General features: G+C 68.1%; 20 protein-coding genes. 15 read left to right on the forward strand and 5 right to left on the reverse strand.

Annotated features, from left to right (window positions below; all coding sequences use genetic code 11):
• Nucleotide 1 precedes the first annotated feature (1 nt).
• From AC5WJ1_RS06165 to AC5WJ1_RS06195, 7 genes are all read left to right on the forward strand, one after another.
• Nucleotides 2-1,090 carry a branched-chain amino acid ABC transporter permease gene (locus AC5WJ1_RS06165; RefSeq protein ID WP_494476417.1) on the forward strand — a complete coding sequence of 363 codons (1,089 nt, stop codon included), beginning with the start codon at nucleotides 2-4 and terminating at the stop codon, nucleotides 1,088-1,090.
• On the forward strand, nucleotides 1,087-1,848 hold the full coding sequence (locus AC5WJ1_RS06170; RefSeq protein ID WP_135705016.1) for an ABC transporter ATP-binding protein: 762 nt from the start codon (nucleotides 1,087-1,089) through the stop codon (nucleotides 1,846-1,848). Before AC5WJ1_RS06165 ends, AC5WJ1_RS06170 begins: the two co-directional genes overlap by 4 nt.
• Nucleotides 1,845-2,582, forward strand: coding sequence for an ABC transporter ATP-binding protein (locus AC5WJ1_RS06175; RefSeq protein ID WP_135705017.1), 738 nt, complete (start codon nucleotides 1,845-1,847; stop codon nucleotides 2,580-2,582). Before AC5WJ1_RS06170 ends, AC5WJ1_RS06175 begins: the two co-directional genes overlap by 4 nt.
• A gap of 318 nt (nucleotides 2,583-2,900) precedes the next feature.
• A complete protein-coding gene (locus AC5WJ1_RS06180; RefSeq protein WP_135705018.1) occupies nucleotides 2,901-4,802 on the forward strand; it encodes a potassium transporter Kup in 1,902 nt (633 codons plus the stop codon).
• A 281-nt stretch (nucleotides 4,803-5,083) separates the two neighbouring features.
• Entirely contained in the window at nucleotides 5,084-5,551 is a 468-nt protein-coding gene (locus AC5WJ1_RS06185) for a hypothetical protein (RefSeq protein WP_240745949.1), read from the forward strand.
• A 233-nt stretch (nucleotides 5,552-5,784) separates the two neighbouring features.
• Nucleotides 5,785-6,189, forward strand: a complete 405-nt coding sequence (locus AC5WJ1_RS06190) for a hypothetical protein (RefSeq protein WP_135705019.1) — start codon at nucleotides 5,785-5,787, stop codon at nucleotides 6,187-6,189.
• 278 nt (nucleotides 6,190-6,467) lie between these two features.
• Entirely contained in the window at nucleotides 6,468-7,547 is a 1,080-nt protein-coding gene (locus tag AC5WJ1_RS06195; protein WP_133096830.1) for an alpha/beta fold hydrolase, read from the forward strand.
• Nucleotides 7,548-7,580: 33 nt separating this feature from the next.
• Here AC5WJ1_RS06195 and AC5WJ1_RS06200 read toward each other — a convergent pair whose 3' ends face one another.
• Both AC5WJ1_RS06200 and AC5WJ1_RS06205 read right to left on the reverse strand, forming a co-directional pair.
• Nucleotides 7,581-8,636, reverse strand: a complete 1,056-nt coding sequence (locus AC5WJ1_RS06200; RefSeq protein WP_135705021.1) for a bifunctional UDP-4-keto-pentose/UDP-xylose synthase — start codon at nucleotides 8,634-8,636, stop codon at nucleotides 7,581-7,583.
• Between the two features lie 65 nt (nucleotides 8,637-8,701).
• Complete coding sequence (locus AC5WJ1_RS06205; RefSeq protein WP_494476526.1) at nucleotides 8,702-10,444, reverse strand: glycosyltransferase family 39 protein; 1,743 nt, start codon at nucleotides 10,442-10,444, stop codon at nucleotides 8,702-8,704.
• Nucleotides 10,445-10,665: 221 nt separating this feature from the next.
• Here AC5WJ1_RS06205 and AC5WJ1_RS06210 point away from each other — a divergent pair, with 221 nt between their 5' ends.
• A complete protein-coding gene (locus tag AC5WJ1_RS06210) occupies nucleotides 10,666-11,337 on the forward strand; it encodes a response regulator (RefSeq protein WP_133096831.1) in 672 nt (223 codons plus the stop codon).
• Nucleotides 11,334-12,692: an ATP-binding protein gene (locus tag AC5WJ1_RS06215; RefSeq protein ID WP_135705022.1), complete on the forward strand. Its 1,359-nt coding sequence runs from the start codon at nucleotides 11,334-11,336 to the stop codon at nucleotides 12,690-12,692. The genes AC5WJ1_RS06210 and AC5WJ1_RS06215 overlap by 4 nt, the downstream gene beginning before the upstream one ends.
• 57 nt (nucleotides 12,693-12,749) lie before the next feature.
• On the opposite strand, the gene AC5WJ1_RS06220 is transcribed toward AC5WJ1_RS06215, so the two are convergent.
• Nucleotides 12,750-15,095: a Tex family protein gene (locus AC5WJ1_RS06220; RefSeq protein WP_133096833.1), complete on the reverse strand. Its 2,346-nt coding sequence runs from the start codon at nucleotides 15,093-15,095 to the stop codon at nucleotides 12,750-12,752.
• Between the two features lie 143 nt (nucleotides 15,096-15,238).
• Between AC5WJ1_RS06220 and AC5WJ1_RS06225 the strand changes: the two genes are divergently transcribed.
• From AC5WJ1_RS06225 to yoaA, 3 genes are read left to right on the forward strand one after another with little or no spacing between them, the layout of a single operon-like run.
• Nucleotides 15,239-16,042, forward strand: a complete 804-nt coding sequence (locus tag AC5WJ1_RS06225; protein WP_135705024.1) for a hypothetical protein — start codon at nucleotides 15,239-15,241, stop codon at nucleotides 16,040-16,042.
• A gap of 35 nt (nucleotides 16,043-16,077) precedes the next feature.
• Entirely contained in the window at nucleotides 16,078-16,281 is a 204-nt protein-coding gene (locus AC5WJ1_RS06230; RefSeq protein WP_013956445.1) for a DUF465 domain-containing protein, read from the forward strand.
• Between the two features lie 22 nt (nucleotides 16,282-16,303).
• Nucleotides 16,304-18,511, forward strand: coding sequence for a DNA repair helicase YoaA (yoaA, locus tag AC5WJ1_RS06235; RefSeq protein WP_494476418.1), 2,208 nt, complete (start codon nucleotides 16,304-16,306; stop codon nucleotides 18,509-18,511).
• 83 nt (nucleotides 18,512-18,594) lie between these two features.
• Here the strand turns inward: yoaA and AC5WJ1_RS06240 are convergent, their stop codons facing one another.
• Complete coding sequence (locus tag AC5WJ1_RS06240; protein WP_133096836.1) at nucleotides 18,595-19,425, reverse strand: outer membrane protein assembly factor BamD; 831 nt, start codon at nucleotides 19,423-19,425, stop codon at nucleotides 18,595-18,597.
• A gap of 17 nt (nucleotides 19,426-19,442) precedes the next feature.
• Between AC5WJ1_RS06240 and AC5WJ1_RS06245 the strand changes: the two genes are divergently transcribed.
• A complete protein-coding gene (locus tag AC5WJ1_RS06245) occupies nucleotides 19,443-20,690 on the forward strand; it encodes an RluA family pseudouridine synthase (RefSeq protein WP_494476419.1) in 1,248 nt (415 codons plus the stop codon).
• The gene (pgeF, locus tag AC5WJ1_RS06250; protein ID WP_494476420.1) at nucleotides 20,674-21,477 is read left to right on the forward strand and encodes a peptidoglycan editing factor PgeF; all 804 of its coding nucleotides are present in this window, start codon (nucleotides 20,674-20,676) and stop codon (nucleotides 21,475-21,477) included. The genes AC5WJ1_RS06245 and pgeF overlap by 17 nt, the downstream gene beginning before the upstream one ends.
• Before the next feature lie 10 nt (nucleotides 21,478-21,487).
• Here the strand turns inward: pgeF and AC5WJ1_RS06255 are convergent, their stop codons facing one another.
• Nucleotides 21,488-21,718: a hypothetical protein gene (locus AC5WJ1_RS06255; protein WP_494476421.1), complete on the reverse strand. Its 231-nt coding sequence runs from the start codon at nucleotides 21,716-21,718 to the stop codon at nucleotides 21,488-21,490.
• A gap of 433 nt (nucleotides 21,719-22,151) precedes the next feature.
• Between AC5WJ1_RS06255 and phaC the strand changes: the two genes are divergently transcribed.
• A complete protein-coding gene (gene phaC / locus AC5WJ1_RS06260; RefSeq protein WP_135705029.1) occupies nucleotides 22,152-23,921 on the forward strand; it encodes a class I poly(R)-hydroxyalkanoic acid synthase in 1,770 nt (589 codons plus the stop codon).
• Nucleotides 23,922-23,948 lie beyond the last annotated feature (27 nt).

Raw genomic sequence — 23,948 nt, forward strand, 5'->3', positions numbered from 1 at the left:
CATGAATCCGACGACATTGCCGGCGCGCCGGCATTCCCGCGGCAATGCCGCGCTGCTTGCCGCGCTGGGCTGGCTGGTGGCCTTCTCCGTGCTGGCGGTGCTGCCGCTGCTGCTGACCGCGGACAGCCACAAGTTCTATATCGAGCTGCTCAGCAAGGTGATGATCATGGCGATCTTCGCGCTGTCGCTGCAGCTGCTGATCGGCTATACCGGGCTGGTGAGCCTGGGGCATGCCGCGTACTTCGCCATGGCGGCCTACGCCACCGCGATGCTCGCGCCGCAATCCGGGCCGGGCAACGGCTGGCTGCTGCTGGCCGGCGCGCTGGCCGCCTCGGCCGCGCTGGCGCTGGTGGTGGGCGCGCTGGTGCTGCGCACGCGCGGCGTGTATTTCATCATGGTGACGCTGGCCTTCGCGCAGATGGTCTACTTCGTCTTCCATGACACCAAGCTCGCGGGCGGCAGCGACGGCACCTATATCTATTTCCGCCCGGAATTCCCGGTGCCGGGCGAGCAGTTGCTGACCGTCACCGACCCCACGCACTTCTACTGGCTGGTGTGGGCGGGCCTGGTGGCCACGGTCGCGCTGCTGGCGCTGGTGCTGCGTTCGCGCTTCGGCCATGCGCTGGTGGGCATCCGCCATAACGAGCAGCGCATGCGCGCCGCCGGCTATGCCACCTATCGGTACCAGCTAGGCGCCTTTGTCGCCGGCGGGGTGCTGGCGGGGCTGGCCGGCTTCCTCTATGCGATCCAGTTCGGCTTCGTCAACCCGGAGATCGCGTCGTGGCACCAGTCGGGCAACGCCATGCTGATGGTGATCCTGGGCGGTGTCGGCAGCCTTGCCGGGGCGGTGCTGGGGGCGTTTTCGTTCGTGCTGCTGGCCGAATGGTTCAGCACGCTGACCAAGCACTGGCAGCTCGTGATGGGCGGCTTCATCATCGTTGCCGTCGCGCTGCTGCCGCGGGGGCTGGTGAGCCTGCCCGCGGTGCTGCGGCACGGGCGCCGCGGCAAGACCGGGAGGCACAATGGCGGGCAGGGGAGCGAAGCCAGCGAGACCAATGATGGCAACGCGCGAAATACGGAGGCCGCATGAACACCCCGGTATTGCAGGCGCAGCAGCTCACGCGCCGCTTTGGCGGCCTTACTGCCGTGGCCGGCGTCGACCTGTCGCTGGCGCTGCATGAGATCCATGCCGTGATCGGCACCAATGGCGCGGGCAAGTCCACGCTGATCAACATGCTGTCGTGCGAGCTGCCGCCCACGTCAGGGCGCCTGTTTCTGAAGGGCGAGGAGGTCACCGGCTGGTCGCAGCCGCGGCTGGCACGGCACGGCGTGGGGCGCAGCTACCAGCGCAACAACATCTTCCTGCCGCTGACCGTGCGCGAGAACTGCCGGCTGGCCGCGCAGTCGCGCGCGCAGCGGGCCTGGCGCCTGTGGGAAAGCGCGCAGGGCTGCCGCACCAGCGCCACGCTGGCCGACGAGGCGATGGAGCGCGCCGGCCTGGCGCCGCTGGCGGACCGGCGCGCCAGCGACCTGGCGCATGGCCAGAAGCGCCAGCTCGAGGTGGCGATGTGCCTGGCTACGCAGCCGGTTGCGCTGCTGCTCGACGAGCCGCTCGCCGGCATGGGCGCCGAGGAATCGACGCGCATGCTCGGGCTGCTGCGCGGCCTGCGCGAGGGCCATGCCATCCTGCTGGTCGAACACGACATGGACGCGGTGTTCTCGGTTGCCGACCGTATCACCGTGATGGTCAACGGCGCGGTGATCGCCACCGGCACGCCCGAGGCGATCCGGTCCAACCGCGAAGTCCAGCTTGCCTACCTGGGCGAAGAAGAAAACGAGGCCGCATGAGTACGCCTACTAGCACACTCACCAGCACACCGATGATCGAAGCCACCGGCATCAACGCCTGGTACGGCTCCAGCCATGTGCTGCGCGGCATCGATTTCACCGTGGGCGTGGGCGAGACCGTGGGCCTGCTGGGGCGCAACGGCATGGGCAAGAGCACGCTGTTGCGCACGCTGCTGGGCCACGTGCGCCAGCGCCAGGGGCAGATCCGCGTGGCCGGCCGCGACATGTCGCGGGCGCAGCCTTACGAGGTGGCGCGCCTCGGCGTCGCCTACGTGCCGGAAGGGCGGGGCATTTTCCCCAGCCTGTCGGTGCGTGAAAACCTGCTGATGGCCGCCCGCAAGGGCAGCAATGGCCGCAACGACTGGGACGAGGCGCGTGTGCTCGACCTGTTCCCGCGCCTGAAGGAGCGCCTCTCGCATGGCGGCCAGCAACTGTCCGGCGGCGAGCAGCAGATGCTGTCGATCGGCCGCGCGCTGATGACCAATCCCGACTGCCTGGTGCTGGACGAAGCCACCGAAGGGCTGGCCCCGCGCATCGTGCGCGAGATCTGGGAAGTCATCGCCACGGTGCGCGCCACCGGGATCGCTTCGGTGGTGGTAGACCGCAACTTCCGCTCGGTGCTGGCGCACGCCGACCGCGCCGTGGTGCTGGAAAAAGGCCGGGTGGTACTGGCTGGCCCGGCGGCCGACCTGGCCGGCAAGCCGGAAGCGCTGGATCGTTACCTCGGCGTATAGGCCCCTCCTGGGTGCCGCCTGAGGCACAAATGTTGTTGTGCCACAACGGCCCTTGCGGGCGCAAGGACACGCTTTATTGCTTACCCGGGCCTTGACCACCGGCCACTTCCCTCCCATGCTTGCTCGGTCACGAAAACGGCATCCGGATCACCGGAGTGGTCGTTCGCGGGCAGTTCATCTAGAATTGCGCGGGTTTGTGCAATGCAATAGAACGCAAAAAGCGCCGGAAAACGGTCGCAGCAGTCGGCACCCCGCGCCGGGTGGCGGCTGCCAGAGCCAACAAAACTGCCGGCAAGCCGGCCGGGCAGACCCAATCTCATGACTACCCAGTCCACAACCAGCCATTATTTCGTCGAGAGTCCCAGTACACGCGCCCTGGTGCTCGGCGCGGTCGGCGTCGTCTTCGGCGACATCGGCACCAGCCCGCTGTACGCGCTCAAGGAGTGCTTCAGCAAGGAACATGGCATCGCCTTCAGCCCCGACGCCGTGCTGGGAGTCATCTCGATGCTGTTCTGGGCCATGATCATCGTGGTCTCGATCAAGTACGTGGTGTTCGTGATGCGCGCCGACAACGACGGCGAGGGCGGGGTGCTGGCGCTGATGGCGCTGGTGCTGCGTACCGTGGCGCCGCGCTCGGGCAAGGCAAAGATCCTGATGATGCTCGGCATCTTCGGCGCCTGCATGTTCTATGGCGATGCGGTCATCACGCCGGCGATCTCGGTGCTGTCGGCGGTGGAAGGGCTGGAGATCGCGGCGCCGCAGCTGTCGCAATTCGTGATACCGATCACTCTGGCCATCCTGGCCGGGCTGTTCCTGATCCAGCGGCATGGCACCCACGCGGTGGGCAAGCTGTTCGGTCCGATCATGACGGCCTGGTTCGTGACGCTGGGTGCGCTGGGCGTGTTCAACCTGGTCCAGGCGCCGGAAATCCTCAAGGCGGTCAATCCGCTGTACGGCATCACCTTCCTGGTCGAGCATGCGCTGCAGGCCTTTATCGTGCTGGGCTCGGTGTTCCTGGTGCTGACCGGGGCCGAGGCGCTGTACGTCGACATGGGCCATTTCGGCGCGCGGCCGATCCGCCTCGGCTGGTTCATCCTGGTGATGCCGTGCCTGATGCTGAACTACTTCGGCCAGGGCGCGATGCTGCTGCAAAACCCCGCCGGCGCCGAGAACCCGTTCTACCTGATGGTGCCGGAGCCGCTGCTGATCCCGATGGTGCTGCTGGCCACCTGCGCGACGGTGATCGCCTCGCAGGCGGTCATCTCCGGCGCCTTCTCGCTGACCAGCCAGGCGATCCAGCTGGGCTTTGTGCCGCGCATGCGCGTGCGCTACACCTCGGCCGCGGAGATCGGCCAGATCTACCTGCCGGTGGTCAACTGGCTGCTGCTGGTGCTGGTGATCGGCGTGGTGATCTCGTTCAAGAAGTCCGAGAACCTGGCGGCGGCCTACGGCATCGCCGTGACCACGACCATGGTCATCACCAGCATCCTGGCGGCGGTGTGCATGCGCAATGTGTGGAAGTGGAACACGGCGCTGGTGGTACTGGTCGGCGCGGGCTTCCTGCTGGTCGACCTGTCGTTCTTTGCCGCCAACCTGCTCAAGGTCGCCGAAGGCGGCTGGTTCCCGCTGCTGCTGGGCAGCATGGCCTTCTTCATGCTGATGACCTGGTACAGCGGCCGCAAGCTGCTGCGCGCGCGCAGCCTGGAAGACGGCATCCCGCTGGAGCCGTTCATCGCCGGCCTGCTGGCGCACCCGCCGCACCGCGTCGAGGGCACCGCGGTGTTCCTGACCGGCAACACCGAGTCGGTGCCGGTGTCGCTGCTGCACAACCTCAAGCATAACCGCGTGCTGCACGAGCGCGTGGTGTTCCTGCACTTCATCACGCGCGACGTGCCGTATGTCGACGACGATCATCGCCTGAGCTGCAAGGACCTGGGCGGCGGCGTCTTTATCCTGAAGTCGGAATACGGCTTCAAGGAAACGCCGGACGTGCAGAAGGTGCTGGACCTGGCCGACCGCAAGCTCGGCATGCATTTCGAGCTGATGGAAACCTCGTTCTTCATCGCGCGCGAATCGGTGATTCCGTCCAAGCTGCCGGGCATGCCGATGTGGCGCGAAAGCTTGTTCGCCTGGATGCATCAGAACGGCGCCAAGCCGTCAGATTTCTTCCAGATCCCGGCCAACCGGGTGGTGGAGCTGGGTACCAAGGTCGAGATCTGAAGCGGGCGGGCCTGGTGCCCGCCGCTGCAAGCCCCGGGACGGCGCCGCAAGGCGTGTCCCGGGGCTTTTTTGTCTGACGCGGCCCGCGCGGTCGAGGCGCGCGTCTGCCATGCGCCACCCGCCGGCGCTCCCCCGGGGCACTTGTCCCGGAAACCCGGGCGTCGCAGCAGCCGGCCCGGGACCACGGCCTCATGCGCGCGCCGGCCCCGGGCCGGACAATGCAACCCTCAACTTGTCACAGGACCCCTTCGTGGCGGTCCGCCTCCTCGAGGAGCCGTGCCATGCGTTCGTTGCAGCAGTGGTCTCGCCCGTCCAGCCGGCATGCCGACGAAGCCCGTCGCGCGCGCCTGCCGCGACGTGCGCTGCCGCCATGGCTGCGACGCATGCTGCGCGAGCGCATCGCGCCCACCGGCGCGGTGCTGCTGCCGCCGGCGCTGCTGCTGCTCTACGTCTTCTGTCATTCACACGCGAACTGGGAGTCGTGGCTGGCCTCGCTGCGCGAGCTGGACCACGATCACGGCGCGCCGGCGCGCGAGCTGGGACGCGCGTTGTCGCTGGCGCGCTCCCTGCGCGGCCGCCAGGCGCCGGATGCGGCGCTCTGGCGCACCGCGGTGCAGTTGGCCGCCGACCGCGTGTCGGCGGGCCTGGCGGCACGCTGGCGCAGTCCGGCGCGGCTGATGCCGTCGCCGGCGCTGTCGCCGCTAATGCCGCTGGTGCCGCTGCTCGCGATGTTCGGATGGCTGCACTGACGTTGAGCGACTGAAGCGGGGCGCCATGCGCGCCCGCACCCCCCACACCCGCATCTTCCTGATCCAGGAGTCAGGCGCCGCACCGCTGCCGGGATGGGAGGGCAGCCGGCAGGCGCCGGGCAATCGGCCCGCACGGCCAAGGCGATCCCGTGCGGCCCGTGCATTCCGTTGGTGATCGCCTGCATGAGGGACCGCAGCGGCCACGCTGCCGGCATCCCCGGTTGGAGATAGCAATGCATAAGAAGTTTGCCGAGACCCTGCTCACCGTCACCGCACTTGCCGCACTGGCGGTCGGCGCGAGCCCGACCGCCCACGCCGGGGCGGGTGACGAAGCCACGCGGACTGCCGCGCATGTCCGCCACGGACAGCGCGACGCCTTCACCGACGGAGCGCACGGGCCCGCGACCGAGGCCACGATGTTGTCCGTGGTGGCGCGCCAGGGCATGTCAGTGTGCGCGGTCCGTGACTTTGATCCGTACCGTGACGGCATGCGCAAGCCCGATCCATATACCGACGGCGCGCGCATGGGACAGTTCGACCCGTTTACGGAAGGGACCCGCACCAGATCGCGCGACGGCTACAGCGACGGCGCACGCAGCGGCCCGCGCGACAGTGGCGAATGCCTCAGCCATGCATAACCGTGTGCCTCGGTGAGGCACCATGCCAGCGCACATGCGCCCGCATGTGCGTCAGGACCCGCCCGTGCCAAACGCTGCCGCACGCTCGTCCCTGACCACCGGCCCGGTTTCATGCCGGGCCGGTGCATTCGCGCAACGCCATGCGCGCTTGCGCAATCCCTTGCAAAGCCGCACCGATCCTTTCCTACACTAGTGAAGTCACGCGGCGCGCCCGCCTGGCAGGCACGGTCCCGAGGGCCGCGCCGCCGGCAGGCCGTCCCAGCACCGCGCGGCCCGACATGCCGATGTTCAAGCAGCAGATTCGCCTGTGCACCAGCCGGGATGGCGTTCGCCTTGCCTACGCCGTCACGGGCAGCGGCGCGCCGCTGGTGAAGGCGGCCAACTGGATGAGCCACCTCGAGTTCGATGTGGACAGCCCGGTGTGGAGCCACATGATCATGGCCCTGTCGGCGCACCACACGCTGATCCGCTATGACGAACGCGGCTGCGGGCTGTCCGACCGCGATATCGAAGACCTGTCGTTCGACGCGTGGCTGCGCGACCTCGAAACCATCGTCGATGCCAACGGCGTGGAGCATTTCCCGCTGCTGGGTATCTCGCAGGGCGCATCGATCGCCGTGGCCTACGCCGTGGCGCACCCCGAGCGCGTCAGCCACCTGATCCTCCACGGCGGTTATGCGCGCGGGCGGCTCAAGCGCGACAACCTGAGCCCGCGCCTGCGCGAGGAAGCCGAATTGATGAACAAGCTCGCCGAGCTAGGCTGGGGCCAGGAGAATCCCGCCTTCCGCCAGTTCTTCACGACCCAGTTCATCCCGGGCGGCACGGCCGAGCAGCATGCGTGGTTCAACGAGCTGGAGCGGGTCTCCACGTCGCCGCTGAATGCCGCGCGCTTCATGCGCGTGTTCAACGAGATCGATGTGGTCGAACTGCTGCCGAGGGTCACGTGCCCGACGCTGGTGCTGCATGCGGTGCGCGACGCGCGCGTGCCGTTCGACGAGGGCCGCCTGATCGCCAGCGAAATTCCCGGCGCGCGCTTCGTGCCGCTGGAAAGCGGCAATCACCTGCTGCTCGACACCGAGCCCGCTTGGAACCGATGGCTCGACGAGGTGCGTGCCTTCCTGCCGGCCTCGGCACCGGTGCGCGATCCCGCCTTCACCGCGCTGACGCGGCGCGAGCGCGATATCGTCGAGCTGATCGCGCAGGGCCGCGACAACGCCCAGATCGCCGCGCGCCTGGACCTGTGCGAAAAGACCGTGCGCAACCACATCACCAGCATCTTCGCCAAGCTGGAAGTGGAGAACCGCGCGCAGGCCATCGTGCTGGCGCGCAAGGCGGGGTTTGACCGGGCGGACGCTTAGGACATCGAGCGCCTGTGGCCTGCCTGCCTGCGCCTACGACTGGTTCACTAGCGTGCGCGCGTCGGCCACGTGCCCGCGGTAGGCTTCGAAGATGCGGCGCAGCGACTGCTCCATCGTGACCTCGGGCTTCCAGCCCAGTTCCTCGACGGTGTTGTCGATCTTCGGCACGCGGTGCTGCACGTCCTGGTAGCCCTTGCCGTAGAAGTCGCCCGACGAGGTTTCGACGATCTGCGTCTTGCGCGCTTCCTCGGCGTATTCGGGGTAGTCCGCGGCCATCTTCAGCATCATCTCGGCCAGCTCGCGCACCGAATGGATGTTGGCCGGATTGCCGATATTGAAGATCTTGCCGCTGGCGATGCCGCTCGGGTTCTCGATGATGCGCATCAGCGCGCCGATGCCGTCCGAGATATCGGCAAACGCGCGCTTCTGCGCGCCGCCGTCGACCAGCTTGATCGGCTCGCCGCGCACGATATGGCCGAGGAACTGCGTCACGACGCGCGACGAGCCTTCCTTCGACTCGAAGATCGAGTCCAGCCCCGCGCCGATCCAGTTGAAGGGGCGGAACAGCGTGTAGTGGAGGCCCTGCTCCATGCCGTAGGCGTGGATCACGCGGTCCATCAGTTGCTTGGAGCAGGCATAGATCCAGCGCGGCTTGTTGATCGGGCCGTAGACCAGCGGCGAGGCTTCCGGGTCGAACTCCTCGTCGCTGCACATGCCGTAGACCTCCGAGGTCGACGGGAACACCAGGTGCTTGCCGTACTTGACCGCGGCGCGCACGATCGGCAGGTTGGCCTCGAAATCCAGCTCGAACACGCGCAGCGGCTGGCGCACGTAGGTGGCCGGCGTGGCGATGGCGACCAGCGGCAGCACCACGTCGCACTTGCGGATGTTGTACTCGATCCACTCCTTGTTGATGGTGATGTCACCTTCGAAGAAGTGCATGCGCGGGTGATCGACGAGGTCGCCCAGGCGGTCCGTGTTCATGTCCATGCCGTAGACCTCCCACGGCGTGGTTTCCAGGATGCGGCGCGTCAGGTGATGGCCAATGAAGCCGTTGACGCCGAGAATCAGTACTTTCTTGCCTTGCATTGTGTTGACGATCGCATCGAAAAGAAGCGTGCCGCACGAGTGCGGCACGAAACACCGGCAGCACGCTAGCGCACGCCGGCGACGGGGAAGTTGGCCACGGCCACGCGCCGCCAGTCGCGCGCGATCACATGCATCGGCACGCGCGCGCTCAGTTCGGCAAACGTCCGCGGCGACAACAGCGCCACGGCACGCGGGCCGTGCTGCCACGCATCGACAAAGGCGTCGATGGTCGGCAGCCACTTCTGCGGCTCCTGCTCCGTGCCGAAGGCCAGTTCATCGGGCTGCGCCACCATGGTGAGCGGATGCCGCAGGTAGAAGGGCAATGTATGGTCGAGCATGCCCACGCCATAGAGCGGCATGCCGGGCCGCAGCACGCGCTCGATCGGCGCAGCCAGGGCGATGCCCGAGGCCGAGCGGCCGATGGCCTCATGGCCGAGCAGGGCAACGGTGAATGCCAGCAGCATGCCCAGCGCGTAAGCCGTGATGCTTGCCATGCGCCCGTGCCGGCGCAGCAGCCACAGCGCGGCGAGCGTGCCGGCGCAGATGAGGGCAAACGCCATCGCCACCCATACGGCGTAGGCGCGATAGAGCACGTTCGGTGTGTTGTTGGAATCGAGGTTCGCCACCACGGGACTCGCCAGCAGCCCGAGCGCGCCGATCGCCAGCATCGCCCAAAGCTGCGTGCGCCACGCCGGCACGCCGGTTTGCGCCAGCGCGGCACCGGCGAGGATCGCCAGCGCCGGGAACACCGGCAGGATGTAGCCGGGCAGCTTGGAGCCTGACAGGCTGAAGAAGGCGAAGATCGACAATGCCCACGCAGCGCACATCAGCGCGGGCTGGAACGGTGCCGGGCCGATTGTCATGGTGGTGGTCACGGTGGTCACGCTGGCCCCGGCGCGATGCCTGACGGTGCGGACCATTGCGGGCAGCACCCCAAGCCACGGCATGAACCCGCCCAGCACCAGCGGCACGAAGTACCACGGCGGACCCTGGCGCGCATGCACCGTCGACGTGTAGCGCTGCCAGTGCTCGTGCACGAAGAAGAAGTGCAGGAACTCGGGGTTGCGACGTGCCACCAGCCAGTACCACGGCACCGCCACCAGCAGCATCACCGCAATGCCCGCCAGCGCATGCAGGCGCCGCCACAGCGCCAGGTCACGCGTGACGCAGGTGTACGCCACCAGTGCCAGTCCCGGCAGCACCACCCCGACCAGCCCCTTGGTCAGCAGCGCGATACCCATCGCCGTCCAGCATGCCAGCATCCAGTTGCGTCGCGACGTTGGCGTGGTGCGGGGGTGCTGCGCCAGCAGCATGCCCGCCAGGGCGCAGGCCAGGACGCCGGAGAGCGTCATGTCGAGAGTATTGAAGTGTGCCGCGGCATTCCACATCGGCGCCGATGCCAGCACCAGCCCCGCCAGCCATCCCGCGCGCGCGCCGAACCAGCGCGCCGCCGCCAGCATCGATGCCGCCACGCCGGCCAGGCCGGCAAGCGCGACGCACAGCCGCGCCTGCCATTCGCCGATGCCGAACAGCGTATATGACACTGCCGTCACCCACAGGTGGAAGGGCGGCTTCTCGAAGTACTTCAGCCCGTCATAGCGGATCGTGACCCAGTCGCCGGTGGCCAGCATCTCGCGCGCGATCTCGGCGTAGCGGCCTTCATCCGGTCCCAGCAGGTGGCGTGCCCCCAGCGTGCCGAACCACAGCAGCGCGAACGCCAGCACCGCGAGCGCGAGCGCAATGGCGGGAATGCCTGCCACGCGCACGGCATGGTCGGGCCGCGCGGCGAGGCGCTCGGCGTGTGGCAGAACGGCGGGGCTGGCAGGGCTGGAGGGCAGGTGTGACGGCAAGGCGGCGCGGGCGGAAGAGTTGACGGCCTTGTCGGCGCCGGCGCCAGGCGCGGCGTTGAACAGGACAAGGCCTGGCAATGCGAGCGCGAGGATAAGCCGGCAACCTTAATGGCACATTAAGCTTGCAAGCGCACAATCGATCCCCTGCGTGGCGTGACGGCCGCATAACAACCCGGAACATGAGAATCCTTATTGTTGAAGACGACCCCATGCTCGGCGACGGCCTGCGGCGCGGGCTGCAGCTGCTGGACTATGCGGTCGACTGGTTCAGCACCGCCGCAGAGGCCGACCATGCGCTCGAGATGGCCGGCTATGACGCCGTGGTGCTGGACCTCGGCCTGCCCGGCGAGGACGGCATGGCGCTGCTGGCGCGCTGGCGCGCGCGCGGCTGCCGCATTCCCGTGATCGTCCTGACCGCGCGCGATGCGATCGAAAGCCGCATCGGCGGGCTCGATGCCGGCGCCGATGACTACCTGGTCAAGCCGGTCGCGCTCGACGAACTGGCCGCGCGCCTGCGCGCCGTGACACGCCGCGCCGTGGGGATGTCGTCGCCGGTGTGGAAGCACGGCGCGCTGGAATTCCATCCCGCCCGCCGGCAGGCATACTGGGCCGGCACGCCGGTGGAGCTGACCAGCCGCGAAGCCATGCTGCTCGAGTTGCTGCTGGCACACCCCAACCGCCTGCTGACGCGCGATTTCCTGCGCGACAAGCTCTATGACTGGCAGGGCGGCGTGGAAAGCAATGCGCTGGAAGTCCACATCCACCACCTGCGCCGAAAGATCCATCCCAGGATCGTGCGCACCTTCCGCGGCGCGGGCTACACGCTGGGCGCAGCCGAGGACTGCCAATGACGCTGCAGCGCCGGCTTATCCTGGCCGTGCTGATCGCCACGCCGGTGGTCTGGCTGCTGACCATCGGCCTGACCTACGTGCGCGCCCGGCATGAGATCAACGAGCTGTATGACACCGACATGGTGCGCATGGCGCTGCAGATGCACTCGGTGGCGCCGATGGTCGACCTTGCCGCCGGGCCGTCGCGCACGCGGCTGCCGCAGCTGGTGGAAGGCGACCAGGGCGATGCCGGCCTCGGCGACCTCGCCATCGCCGCGTGGCTGCCAAACGGGCAGCCGCTGCATATCGATCCGGAGGGCGACCTGCTGCCGCGCGCGCCGGGCGCGAAGGGCTTTACCGATACCGTGCTCGACCACCAGCGCTGGCGGCTGTACTACCTCGACGATCCGGATACCGGCTGGCGTGTCTGCGTCGGCCAGCAACTGGCCGAGCGCAACGAGCTGATCCTGTCCTATATCGCCGCGCAGGTGCTGCCATGGGCCGCGGGCCTGCCGCTGCTGATCGCGCTGCTGATCTGGTTCACGCGCCGCGCGATGGCGCCGGTGCGGGCGTTGTCGGCCGACATCGAACGGCGCGCGCCCGACGATCGCCAGCCGCTCAGCCTGGCGGCGGTGCCTGGCGAGCTGGTACCGCTGGTCCACGCGATGAACCGGCTGCTGGAGCGCGTGTCGGATTCGATCGAGCACGAGCGCCGCCTGACCGCCGACGCCGCGCACGAGATGCGCACGCCGCTGGCCGCGCTGAGGGCGCAATGGGAGCTTGCCGAGCGCTCGCCGGACGCCGTAGAGCGCGACCGGGCCCGCGCCAACGTCGCCGCCGGCATCGACCGCATCAGCCGGCTGGTATCGCAGCTGCTGACGCTGAGCCGGCTGGAGGATGCCTCGGCGCTGCCGTCGCGCCAGCCGGTCAGCTGGCTGCCGGTGGCGCAGCAGGCGCTGTCGGACTGCCTGGCGCTGGCGCAGCAGAAGCAGGTCGATGTGGAGCTCGAATGGCCGGAGCAGGGCGGCGAACCGCTGCCGGTCGCGGGCGATGCCAACCTGCTGTCCCTGCTGCTGCGCAACCTGCTCGACAATGCCATCCGCTACAGCCCGCCGGGCGCGCTGGTCACGGTGGATTTCGAGCCGGGCGGTATTTCCGTGCGCGACCAGGGGCCGGGCATCGCGCCCGATGTGCTGGCGCGGCTCGGCGACCGCTTCTTCCGCGGGGGCGGGGCGCACCGCGAGCATGGGCATGGCCTCGGCGTTTCCATCGCCCTGCGCGTGGCGAGGCTGCACGGACTCGACCTTGCCTTTGCCAACCGGACCGACGGCGCGACCGGACTGGTCGTGACGATCGCCCGCGGCGGCGCGCAATGAAAAACGCCCCGCACAGTTTCGTGCGGGGCGTCCTTGATTTTGCGTGGAGCGTGCCGTTCAGCGCTTGAGCTTGGCAAATGCCGCTGCCATCGCGCCCGCCGGCTCCGGCTCGCGGCGCCCGCCGCCGGAGCCCTTGCCGCCGTTACGCTGGCCGCCGCGGTCGCCGCCGCCGGCTCGCGGTGCCGCCTGGCCCGGCTCGTCGTCCAGCCGCATCGACAGTCCAATGCGATTGCGCTTGACGTCGACCTCCATCACCTTGACCTTGACGATCTGGCCGGCCTTGACCACTTCGTGCGCGTCCTTGACGAACTTGTTCGACAGCGCCGAGATGTGAACCAGGCCGTCCTGGTGCACGCCGATATCGACGAACGCGCCGAACGCCGCCACGTTGGTGACCACGCCTTCCAGCACCATGCCGGGCTGCAGGTCCTTCACGTCCTCCACGCCTTCCTGGAAGGTCGCGGTCTTGAACTCGGGGCGCGGGTCGCGGCCGGGCTTTTCCAGCTCGGACAGGATGTCGCGCACGGTCGGCAGGCCGAACGACTCGTCGGTGAACTTTTCCGGCGACAGGCCGCGCAGCGCTTCGCGGTTGCCCATCACGTCGCGCAGGCCCTTCTTGATGGCGTCCAGGATGCGTTGCACCACCGGATAGGCTTCCGGGTGCACCGATGAGCGGTCCAGCGGGTTGTCGCCATCGTTGATGCGCAGGAAGCCGGCCGCCTGCTCGAAGGTCTTGTCGCCCAGGCGCGGCACCTTCTTCAGCGCATTGCGGTTGGCAAAGGCGCCGTTGGCATCGCGGTATTCGACGATATTGCGCGCCAGCACCGTGTTCAGGCCCGATACGCGCGCCAGCAGCGGCGCCGAGGCGGTGTTGACGTCCACGCCCACGGCGTTCACGCAGTCTTCCACCACTGCATCGAGGGTACGCGCCAGTTCGCGCTGGTTCACATCGTGCTGGTACTGGCCCACGCCGATCGACTTGGGATCGATCTTGACCAGTTCGGCCAGCGGGTCCTGCAGGCGGCGTGCGATCGACACCGCGCCGCGCAGCGACACGTCAAGGTCCGGGAATTCCTTGGCGGCCAGTTCCGACGCCGAGTAGACCGATGCGCCGGCCTCGCTGACCACGATTTTGGTCAGCTTCAGCTCGGGCATCTGCTTCATCAGGTCCTGCACCAGCTTGTCGGTCTCGCGGCTGGCGGTGCCGTTGCCGATCGAGACCAGCGCGACGTTGTGCTGCTTCGCCAGGCGGGCCAGCGTGGCGAGCGAACCGTTCCAGTCGCGGCGCGGCTCGTGCGGGTAGATGGTGGCCGTGTCGAGCAGCTTGCCGGTGCTGTCGACCACCGCGATCTTGCAGCCGGTGCGGATGCCGGGGTCGACGCCCATCACGGCCTTGGGGCCGGCCGGCGCGGCCAGCAGCAGTTCATGCAGGTTGCGGCCGAACACCTTGATGGCTTCGCTTTCGGCGGTTTCGCGCAGCTGCGTCAGCAGCTCGGTTTCCAGGTGCGGCTGCACCTTCACGCGCCAGCACCAGCGGCACACGTCGCCCAGCCACTTGTCGGCGGGGCGGCCCAGCTGCTGGATGCCGACATGGCGCGCGATCATGCCTTCGCACGGGTGCGGCACCAGCGCGTCCTGTTCTTCGCCGAGGCCCAGCTTGACCATCAGCACGCCCGCGTTGCGGCCGCGGAACAGCGCCAGCGCGCGGTGCGACGGTACCGTGCGGATGGTTTCGCTGTAGGCGTAGTAGTCGCGGAACTTCTCTTCCTCGGCGGTTTCCTTGCCTTCCATCACGGTGGAGGCGACCACGCCGTTGTTCCACAGGTGTTCGCGCAGCTTGCCCAGCAACTCGGCGGTCTCGCCGAACTGCTCGGACAGGATGTCGCGCGCGCCGTCCAGCGCGGCCTTCACATCGGGCACGCCGCCGTCGGCGGTCGGGTTGCCGTTGACGTACCTGGCGGCCTCGGCCTGCGGGTCCAGCGTGGGGTCGGCCAGCAGCGCCAGCGCCAGCGGTTCCAGTCCGCATTCGCGCGCGATCTGGGCGCGGGTGCGGCGCTTGGGCTTGTAGGGCAGGTAGAGGTCTTCCAGCGTCTGCTTGGTTTCGGCGGCCTCGATGGCAGCCTGCAGCTCGGGCGTGAGCTTGCCTTGCTCCTGGATCGACGCCAGGATGGCCGCGCGGCGGTCTTCCATGTCGCGCAGGTAGAGCAGTCGCTCTTCCAGGTTGCGCAGCTGCGTGTCGTCCAGGTTGCCGGTCACTTCCTTGCGGTAGCGGGCGATGAACGGGACGGTGGCGCCCTCGTCGAGCAGGTCCACGGCGGCCGCGACCTGGCGCGGCTGCACGGACAGTTCAGCCGCGATGAGCGACACGATTTTTTGCGAGACGGAAGCGGGCAGGTTGGACATCTGAAAACGCAGTCGGTCGAAAGCGGGGCATTTTGCCACAAGCGCGCCGCAGTTCGGCCACGCTTGCCGCCGGCTTCGCGCAAGGGGCGTTACCGGCATGTGCGGGGCAGGCCGCCAGGCGGCCCGGATGCTAGAATCCCGTCATGATCGTCAAGCCCCGTCAGGCCGCCGCCCTGGCTACTTCCGCGGTAACTTCTCCCGCCACCTCGCCGGCCATGCCAACTGTCGCCAACGTGCCGAAATCCGTCCTTTTCCAGGCTGCCAGCCTGGCCGTGCTGGCGCTCGCCTCCGGCGCCGCGCTGATGCCGGTGCGACCGGCGCTGGCGCAAGCTTCTGCGCCGGCCGCCGGAGCTCCGCGCGACTTCGGTGCCGAACGCAAGGCCATCGGCGATTCCCGCGCCTGGACCAACTACCGTTTTTCCGCGGCCGAGCACGAGTGCTACAGCAAGTTCTTCGTCAACAGCTGCATCGACAAGGCCAAGGAAGTCCAGCGCGAGGAGTTGCAGGTGCTGCGCAAGCGCGAACTGGAAGTCGGCGAGGCCGAACGCGCGCACCGCGCTGCCGAGCGCGACCGCGAGCAGGCGCTGCGCCGGGCCGAATTCGAGGCCAGCCAGCCGCAGCGTGCCGCCAGCGAGCAGTCCAGCCGCGCCGCGTTCGAGAAGAAGCAGCAGGAACAGCAACTGCGCGACGCGCAACGCCAGGGTGAAGCGCCGCAGCGTGCCGCCAATGCGCAGGCGTACCAGCAGAAGCAGTCCGACTATGACGCCAAGATGAAGGAGGCGCAGCAAAAGGGCGCCGAGCAGGCGCGCCAGCGCGAGGAAAACGTGAAGGCGTACGAGGCCAAGCAACGCGACCTCGAGCGGCGCCAGAAGGAACTGGAAGAGCGGCGCGCCAAGGCCAAGGAGCAGCAGGGCCAGGCGTCGGCGCCGCGCCCGTTCGGCTTCTGAGCCGATCGCACTGTGACCGTACAGCGGAGGCGCACATGGACAGCAACCTGAATACCCTGGAGCGGCGCATCATGGAGTTGCAGATCGAGCACCGCGACCTGGACTTCCTGATCGACCGGCTCGCGAGCGACGCCGTCCATGACGAGCTGCAACTGCGCCGCCTGAAGAAGCGCCGGCTGAAGCTGAAGGACGCCATCACGCTGCTGCAATTGCAGCTGGAACCCGACGTGCCGGCCTGAGCATCCGGGCCGCCCGCACCAGATGCCGCCGGCACACCGACCGGCGGCTTACACAAAGTATTCCCCCACCTTGTCCGACCTTTCCGATTCCCCCGAGCAAGACGATGCCGCCAGCGCGGACGACGCCACGGACCTGCATGACGTCGCCGCCAGCGCCATGGACGCCGCAGCCAGCCGCAGCGCCGAGCTTGGCACCATCTTTGCCGATACCGGCACGCTGGCGCAGGCCATCCCGGGCTACCGGCCGCGCGCTTCGCAGCACAAGATGGCCGATGCCGTCGCCGAGGCGATCGCATCCAACGACACCGTCATCGTCGAGGCCGGCACCGGCACCGGCAAGACCTACGCCTACCTGGTGCCGGCCATGTTGTGGGGCGGCAAGGTCATCCTGTCCACCGGCACCAAGAACCTGCAGGACCAGCTGTTCCTGCGCGATATCCCGACGGTGCGCCATGCGCTGAACGTGCCGGTCTCGGTGGCCTTGCTCAAGGGCCGCGCCAACTACGTCTGTCACTATCACCTCGAACGCGCGCAGGCGGCCGGGCGGCTGGCATCGCGCCAGGACGCCGCGTGGCTGCGTGACATCGGTCGCTTCGTCAAGGAAACCAAGACCGGCGACAAGGCCGAGCTGGCCGCCGTGCCCGAGAACGCGCCGGTGTGGCAGATGGTGACGTCGACGCGCGACAACTGCCTGGGCTCGGAGTGCCCGTTCTACAAGGACTGCTTCGTGATGCGCGCGCGCAAGGAAGCGCAGCAGGCCGACGTGGTGGTGGTCAACCATCACCTGTTCTTCGCCGACGTGGTGCTGCGCGATACCGGCATGGCCGAGCTGCTGCCTGCCGCCAACACCGTGATCTTCGACGAAGCGCACCAGCTGCCCGAGACTGCGACGCTGTTCTTCGGCGAAACGCTGTCGACCAGCCAGCTGCTCGAGCTGGCCCGCGACACGGTGGCCGAAGGCCTGTCGCATGCGCGCGATGCGGTCGACTGGGTGGCGCTGGGCGCGCCGCTGGAGCGTGCCGCGCGCGACCTGCGGCTGGCGTTCGGCAAGGACAACGCGCGGCTGGCGCTGGGCCAGATCGAGGCCGACCGCCGCATTGCCGAGCCCTTCAATGAAACGCTCGATGCGCTGGACGAGGCGCTGTCCGCCTTCGTCGAGATGCTGGAAAGCCAGGCGGAGCGCGCCGAATCGCTGCAGCAGTGCCACCGGCGCGCGCTGGAGCTGGCCGAGCGGCTGGCGGCATGGCGCAGCGATGTCGTTGCCGCGCCCGCCGCACCGGCAGGCGAGGGCAGTGAAGGCGGCGAGGCAGCCCAGGCGCCGGCGCCCGCTGAAACCGTACGCTGGGTCGAAGTGTTCTCCCACACCGTGCAGCTGCACCGAACCCCGCTGTCGATCGCGCCGATTTTCTCGCGCCAGCGCGGCGGCCAGCCGCGTGCGTGGGTCTTTACCTCGGCCACGCTGTCGGTCAAGGGCAACTTTACGCACTATGCAGCCCAGCTTGGTCTCGACAAGGACCGTTCGCTGACGCTGCCGAGTCCGTTCGACTACGCGAAGCAGGGGCTGCTGTATGTGCCGCGCGACATGCCCGCGCCGCAGTCGCCGCAGTTCACCGATGCCGTGGTGCAGGCCGCGCTGCCGCTGATCGAAGCGGCCGGCGGGCGCACCTTCCTGCTGTGCACCACGCTGCGCGCGGTGCAGCGCGCCTCCGACCTGCTCTACGACGCCTTCGCCGAGCGCGGGCTGAACCTGCCGCTGCTGGTGCAGGGCCAGGCCAGCCGCACCGAGCTGCTCGATCGCTTCCGCGAACTGGGCAACGCCGTGCTGGTGGGCAGCCAGAGTTTCTGGGAAGGGGTGGACGTGCGCGGCGAGGCGCTGTCGCTGGTGATCATCGACAAGCTGCCGTTCGCGCCGCCCGACGACCCGGTGCTGGCCGCGCGCATGGAAGTGCTGCAGAAGAAGGGGCTGAGTCCGTTTGCCGCGCACCAGCTGCCGCATGCGGTGATCACGCTGAAGCAGGGCGCGGGGCGGTTGATCCGCTCGGAGTCCGACCGCGGCGTGCTGGCCATCTTCGACACCCGGCTGGTGGAAAAGCCCTATGGCCGCCAGATCTGGCAGAGCCTGCCGCCGTTCACGCGCACGCGCGAGGCGGCCACGGTGGTGCGCTTCCTGGAATCGCTGCGCGGGGAGGGCAAGGCGGCGCGTGCCGCGGTAGCGGGCGCGGAAGACTGAAGGGCGCACCCCTGGAAAGCAAGAACGGGACGGTCATGCGACACGTCCCGTTTTTTATCGCCGCCCGTGGGCGTTGGCGAGGTTCAGAACACTTCCCACCAGGACTTGTCCTTGCGGCGTTCGCCGTACTTGATGAAGTCGCTTTCCGGGAAGTTCTTCTCCATCACGCGGGCGGTATCGTCGCGCAGGTCCTTCATGCCCAGCGCATCGTACGAACGGATCATGATGTACAGCGCTTCCTCGTTAGCCGGCGCGCCGTCATAGTCCTTCAGCGCCTGCTGCGCGCGGTTCACCGCGGCCAGGTAGGCGCCGCGCTTGTAGTAGTAGCGCGCGGCATGCACCTCGTGCTGGGCCAGCGAGTTGACGATGTACTGCATGCGCAGCGCGGCGTCGGGGGTGTACTTGCTGTCCGGGTACTTGGTGACCAGCGTATTGAACGCGTCGTAGGCGGCGCGTGCGGCCTTGGGGTCGCGCTCGCTCAGGTCCTGGCCGGAGAAGCGGCCCAGCCAGCCCAGGTTGTCGTTGAAGTTGATCAGCCCCTTGAGGTAGTAGGCGTAATCGATGTTGGGGTGGTTCGGGTGCAGCTGGATAAAGCGGTCCACCGCGGCCAGCGCTGCGGCCGTCTCGCCGTCCTTGTAGTTGGCGTAGGCGGTGTCGATCTGCGCCTGCTGCGCATAGCGCCCGAACGGATAGCGGCCTTCGAGCTTTTCGTACAGCTTGACGGCGCGGGTGTAGTCGCCGCCATCCAGTGCGTCCTTGGCTTCCGAATATAATTTGTTGGCCGACCAGCCGGCAGTTTCGTCGGGCTGGTCCGCCAGCAGGCCGCATGCCGACAGCATGACGCAGCCGCCTGCGAGCAGAACCGCTCCAATTGTCGCGCGCCACGGCGCGCGTTTCATGCTCTGCAATTGCATGGGCAATCGTATCCCGGATGAAGAAAAATAGCGTCAAGCATTATAGCCCAAGCCCCCAACCTCAAGCCCGACCGGGCGCGGGTGTGGGAGGACTGCCACCCGAACAGGTGCGCGCCGCCGCAGCCGTGGCCGATTCCGAGGAATTCGAGGACCTTGCCGAGGCCGCGCCGGCCAATGCCGCGCCGGGCGCCGAGGCCGGGGTAACGCTGTCCCTGGAGGTGGACAGTGCCGCGCATGGCGAACGCCTCGACAAATTGCTCGCGCGTCACTTCAGCGAGTTCTCGCGCAGCCGCCTGCAGCAGTGGATCGAAAGCGGCGCGGTGCGCGTTGACGGCCAGGTGCGGCGCCCGCGCGATGCGGTGCAGATGGGCAACCGCATCGAGGTGCAGCCGCAGGCCGCGCCCGAATCTTCTGCCTTTGCGCCGGAAGATGTGCCGCTGGACGTGGTCTATGAAGACGACACGCTGCTGATCATCAACAAGCCCGCCGGGCTGGTGGTGCATCCGGCCGCCGGCAACTGGAGCGGCACCGTGCTCAACGGGCTGCTGCATCGCGACCCGGCCGCCAGCGCCCTGCCGCGTGCGGGCATCGTGCACCGGCTCGACAAGGAAACATCTGGCCTGATGGTGGTCGCGCGCACCCTGACCGCGCAGACCGACCTGGTGCGCCAGCTGCAGGCGCGCACGGTCAAGCGCACGTACATTGCGCTGGTGTGGGGCCGCACCTACGACGAGGGCACCATCGACGCGCCGATCGGCCGCGACGCGCGCGAACGCACGCGCATGGCGGTGGTGCATACGGCCAGCGGCAAGCCCTCGCGCACGCATTTCCGCACGCTGGCCACGGTGCCGCTGGGCCGCAGCTTTGTCTCGATGGTGATGTGCAAGCTCGAGACCGGGCGCACGCACCAGATCCGCGTGCACTTCGAATCGATCGGCCATCCGCTGGTGGGCGATCCGGTCTACTTCCGCGCGACCCAGCGCGGCCAGCGTCCGGCCATCCGCGTGCCGCTGCCGGTGCCGTTCGAGCGCCAGGCACTGCATGCGTACAAGCTTGGCCTAGTGCATCCGGCCACCGGCCGGCACATGTCGTGGACCGCGCAGCCGCCGGCGGACCTGCAGGCACTGGTCGATGCGCTCGACTTCGAAAGCGCGCAGGATGAAGAGGAAGAAGAGGCCTGGGGCGAGGTGTGGGAAGGCGGTGAAGCCCACTGGGAATATGCCGGCGAGGGTGACGAGGATGAAGACGATGAGCGCGACGCCTGACTCCCAATGGCTGGTGCCCGGCTGGCCGGCGCCGGCGCGCGTGCGCGCGCTCTCGACCACACGCCATGGCGGCGTCAGCCAGGGACCGTACGGGCTTGCCGGCGGCATGCCGGGCGGGCTCAACCTGGGCACGCATGTGGGCGACGATCTGGCGGACGTCGCGCGCAATCGGGAACGGCTGGCCGCGCACCTGCCGTCGATGCCGCGCTGGCTTGACCAGGTGCATGGCTGCGCCGTGGTCACGGCCGGCCACGTGGCCGGTGCAGGCGATCAGGCCCCGCAGGCCGATGCCAGTGTCGCGAGCGCACCGGGCCATGTCTGCGCCGTGATGACGGCCGACTGCTTGCCGGTCCTGCTGTGCGATGCGCAAGGCACGGTGGTGGGTGCGGCGCACGCCGGCTGGCGCGGGCTGTGCAATGGCGTTATCGAAGCCACGCTGGCCCGCATGCAGGCCGCGGCCGGCGGTCAGGACCAGCGCTGGCTGGCGTGGCTGGGTCCGGCCATCGGGCCGGATGCGTTCGAGGTCGGCGCCGAGGTGCGCGACGCCTTCCTGGCGCAGGCGCATGCCGGCGAGCAGGCCGCTGTTGCGGCGGCTTTCCGTGCCGGTGCCCCGGGCAAGTACCTGGCCGACATCTATGCACTCGCGCGCACGCGGCTGGCACGGGCCGGCTGCACCGAGGTGTATGGCGGTGATGCCTGCACCGTCACCGACGCAGCGCGCTTCTACTCCTATCGCCGCGACGGCGTGACCGGCCGCATGGCCAGCCTGGTCTGGCTGGCCGACTGAGGCGTCAGTCCTACTTCTCCCGCGGTGTTTCCGCCACCGGCGGCGCATTGCCGCCGGCCTGCGCCGCGCGCTCGGCTTGCGCTTTGCGCCGCCGCCGCGCCGGCGTGCCCAGGATGTACACCACCAGTGCCACCGGCGCCAGCCCATAGAACACGAACGTGGCGACGCCCGCCACCACCGTGTGCTCGGTGATCGCCATCATCAGCGCGACATAGAGCCAGCCAATGGCTACGATGTACATAAAATTTTCATCCTTCTCGCCTATCCTGCGGAGCCTCGGCGGAGGCAGGCGTGGCATACCGTCCGGTAGGTCAGGGAGCCCGTTTCGCCAGGACGGATTTCCACATTGACAGTACATACGTTGCAAGGCAACAATGGCCTCAAATGTCTCGGGATCGCTGACGATTCCAAGGGTTTTTGCCGGCAAGCATACCGCATGGCGTTGCCAGCCAGAGCGCCGCGGTAGCCGGTAAAAAGGGAGTTGCTATCGGGATGGGCGGAATCCGCCGCGCAAGCGCGGCGCCGGGGTTCCGGCGAATTATCTGGCTAGCCTGCCCGGTTCGGGTGAGGCGCGCGCCGGGTCCATCCGGATAGCATCTCCCAATGCAAAAGTGCCGGCCAGGGCAATGCCCGGAGCCGGTTCGTATAGTGACGGCAGAGAGACAATTCACATCATGGCGACCGGCAAAGGTGCGGCAGCTTCCATCCAGGAAGGCAAGTCCCAACCGTTCAAGTTCACGCCGGGGCCATTCGATCCAGCCACATGGCTGGAATGGTCCCGCCAGTGGCAGGGCACAGGAGGTAACGGCCATGCGGCCGTCGCAGGCATTCCGGGCCTGGACGCGCTCGCAGGCATGAAGATCGCCCCGGCGCAGCTGGGCGATATCCAGAAGCGCTACATGAACGACTTCGTGGCCTTGTGGCAGGCCATGGCCGAGGGTAATCCCGACGCCGCGGGGCCGCTGCATGACCGGCGCTTCGCCGGCGAGGCGTGGCGCAATAACGTTCCTTATCGCTTCGCCGCCGCGTTCTACCTGCTCAACGCACGCGCCATGACCGAGCTGGCCGACGCTGTCGAGGCCGATGCCAAGACGCGCCAGCGCATCCGCTTTGCGATCTCGCAATGGGTCGATGCCATGTCGCCGGCCAATTTCCTGGTCACCAACCCCGAAGCGCAGCGGCTGCTGATCGAATCGGGCGGCGAATCGCTGCGCGCCGGCGTGCGCAACATGCTCGAAGACCTGACGCGCGGCAAGATTTCGCAGACCGACGAGACCGCGTTCGAGGTCGGCCGCAACGTTGCCGTGACCGAAGGTGCGGTGGTCTATGAAAACGAATACTTCCAGCTGCTGCAATACAAGCCGCTGACCGCCAAGGTCCATGCGCGCCCGCTGCTGCTGGTGCCGCCGTGCATCAACAAGTACTACATCCTCGACCTGCAGCCGGAAAGCTCGCTGGTGCGGCATGCGGTGGAGCAGGGCCATACGGTGTTCCTGGTGTCGTGGCGCAATCCCGATGCCAGCCTTGCGGCCGCCACCTGGGACGATTACATCGAGCACGGCGCCATCAAGGCCATCGAGGTTGCGCGCGATATCGGCGGCCAGGACCAGATCAACGTGCTGGGCTTCTGCGTGGGCGGTACCATCGTCTCGACCGCGCTGGCAGTGCTGGCCGCGCGCGGCGAGCATCCGGCCTCGAGCCTGACGCTGCTGACCACGCTGCTCGATTTCGCCGATACCGGCATCCTCGACGTGTTCGTGGACGAAGCCCATGTGCAGCTGCGCGAAGCCACGCTGGGCGGTGGTGCCGGCGCACCCTGCTCGCTGCTGCGCGGGCTGGAGCTGGCCAATACCTTCTCGTTCCTGCGCCCGAACGACCTGGTGTGGAACTACGTGGTCGACAACTACCTGAAGGGCAACACGCCGGTGCCGTTCGACCTGCTGTTCTGGAATGGCGACGCCACCAACCTGCCGGGCCCGTGGTACTGCTGGTACCTGCGCCACACCTACCTGCAGGACGAGCTGAAGGTGCCCAACAAGCTGACCGTGTGCAACGTGCCGGTCGACCTGGGCAGCATCGACACGCCGACGTATCTCTACGGCTCGCGCGAGGACCATATCGTGCCGTGGACCGCCGCCTATGCCTCGACCGCGCTGCTGAAGAACAAGGTGCGCTTCGTGCTGGGCGCATCCGGGCATATCGCTGGCGTGATCAACCCGCCGGCCAAGAACAAGCGCAGCCACTGGACCAACGACAAGCTGGCGGCATCGCCGCAGCAATGGCTGGCCGATGCCACCGAGCACCACGGCAGCTGGTGGCCAGACTGGATGGCATGGCTTGCCGGCCATGCCGGTGCCAAGCGCGCCGCGCCCGCCGAGTACGGCAACGCGCGCTATCCCGTGATCGAACCCGCGCCTGGGCGTTACGTCAAAGCCAAGGCATGATGCTTGCATGATGGCCGGGCCGCCACA

The organism is Cupriavidus sp. MEYA8 (assembly GCF_059278825.1).

Coding starts and splice junctions, on each gene's coding strand:
- AC5WJ1_RS06165 (WP_494476417.1), top strand. CDS start 2: ATGAATCCGACGACATTGCCGGCGCGCCGGCATTCCCGCGGCAATGCC.
- AC5WJ1_RS06170 (WP_135705016.1), top strand. CDS start 1,087: ATGAACACCCCGGTATTGCAGGCGCAGCAGCTCACGCGCCGCTTTGGC.
- AC5WJ1_RS06175 (WP_135705017.1), top strand. CDS start 1,845: ATGAGTACGCCTACTAGCACACTCACCAGCACACCGATGATCGAAGCC.
- AC5WJ1_RS06180 (WP_135705018.1), top strand. CDS start 2,901: ATGACTACCCAGTCCACAACCAGCCATTATTTCGTCGAGAGTCCCAGT.
- AC5WJ1_RS06185 (WP_240745949.1), top strand. CDS start 5,084: ATGCGTTCGTTGCAGCAGTGGTCTCGCCCGTCCAGCCGGCATGCCGAC.
- AC5WJ1_RS06190 (WP_135705019.1), top strand. CDS start 5,785: ATGCATAAGAAGTTTGCCGAGACCCTGCTCACCGTCACCGCACTTGCC.
- AC5WJ1_RS06195 (WP_133096830.1), top strand. CDS start 6,468: ATGCCGATGTTCAAGCAGCAGATTCGCCTGTGCACCAGCCGGGATGGC.
- AC5WJ1_RS06200 (WP_135705021.1), bottom strand. CDS start 8,636: ATGCAAGGCAAGAAAGTACTGATTCTCGGCGTCAACGGCTTCATTGGC.
- AC5WJ1_RS06210 (WP_133096831.1), top strand. CDS start 10,666: ATGAGAATCCTTATTGTTGAAGACGACCCCATGCTCGGCGACGGCCTG.
- AC5WJ1_RS06215 (WP_135705022.1), top strand. CDS start 11,334: ATGACGCTGCAGCGCCGGCTTATCCTGGCCGTGCTGATCGCCACGCCG.
- AC5WJ1_RS06220 (WP_133096833.1), bottom strand. CDS start 15,095: ATGTCCAACCTGCCCGCTTCCGTCTCGCAAAAAATCGTGTCGCTCATC.
- AC5WJ1_RS06225 (WP_135705024.1), top strand. CDS start 15,239: ATGATCGTCAAGCCCCGTCAGGCCGCCGCCCTGGCTACTTCCGCGGTA.
- AC5WJ1_RS06230 (WP_013956445.1), top strand. CDS start 16,078: ATGGACAGCAACCTGAATACCCTGGAGCGGCGCATCATGGAGTTGCAG.
- yoaA (WP_494476418.1), top strand. CDS start 16,304: ATGCCGCCGGCACACCGACCGGCGGCTTACACAAAGTATTCCCCCACC.
- AC5WJ1_RS06240 (WP_133096836.1), bottom strand. CDS start 19,425: ATGCAATTGCAGAGCATGAAACGCGCGCCGTGGCGCGCGACAATTGGA.
- AC5WJ1_RS06245 (WP_494476419.1), top strand. CDS start 19,443: ATGAAGAAAAATAGCGTCAAGCATTATAGCCCAAGCCCCCAACCTCAA.
- pgeF (WP_494476420.1), top strand. CDS start 20,674: ATGAGCGCGACGCCTGACTCCCAATGGCTGGTGCCCGGCTGGCCGGCG.
- AC5WJ1_RS06255 (WP_494476421.1), bottom strand. CDS start 21,718: ATGTACATCGTAGCCATTGGCTGGCTCTATGTCGCGCTGATGATGGCG.
- phaC (WP_135705029.1), top strand. CDS start 22,152: ATGGCGACCGGCAAAGGTGCGGCAGCTTCCATCCAGGAAGGCAAGTCC.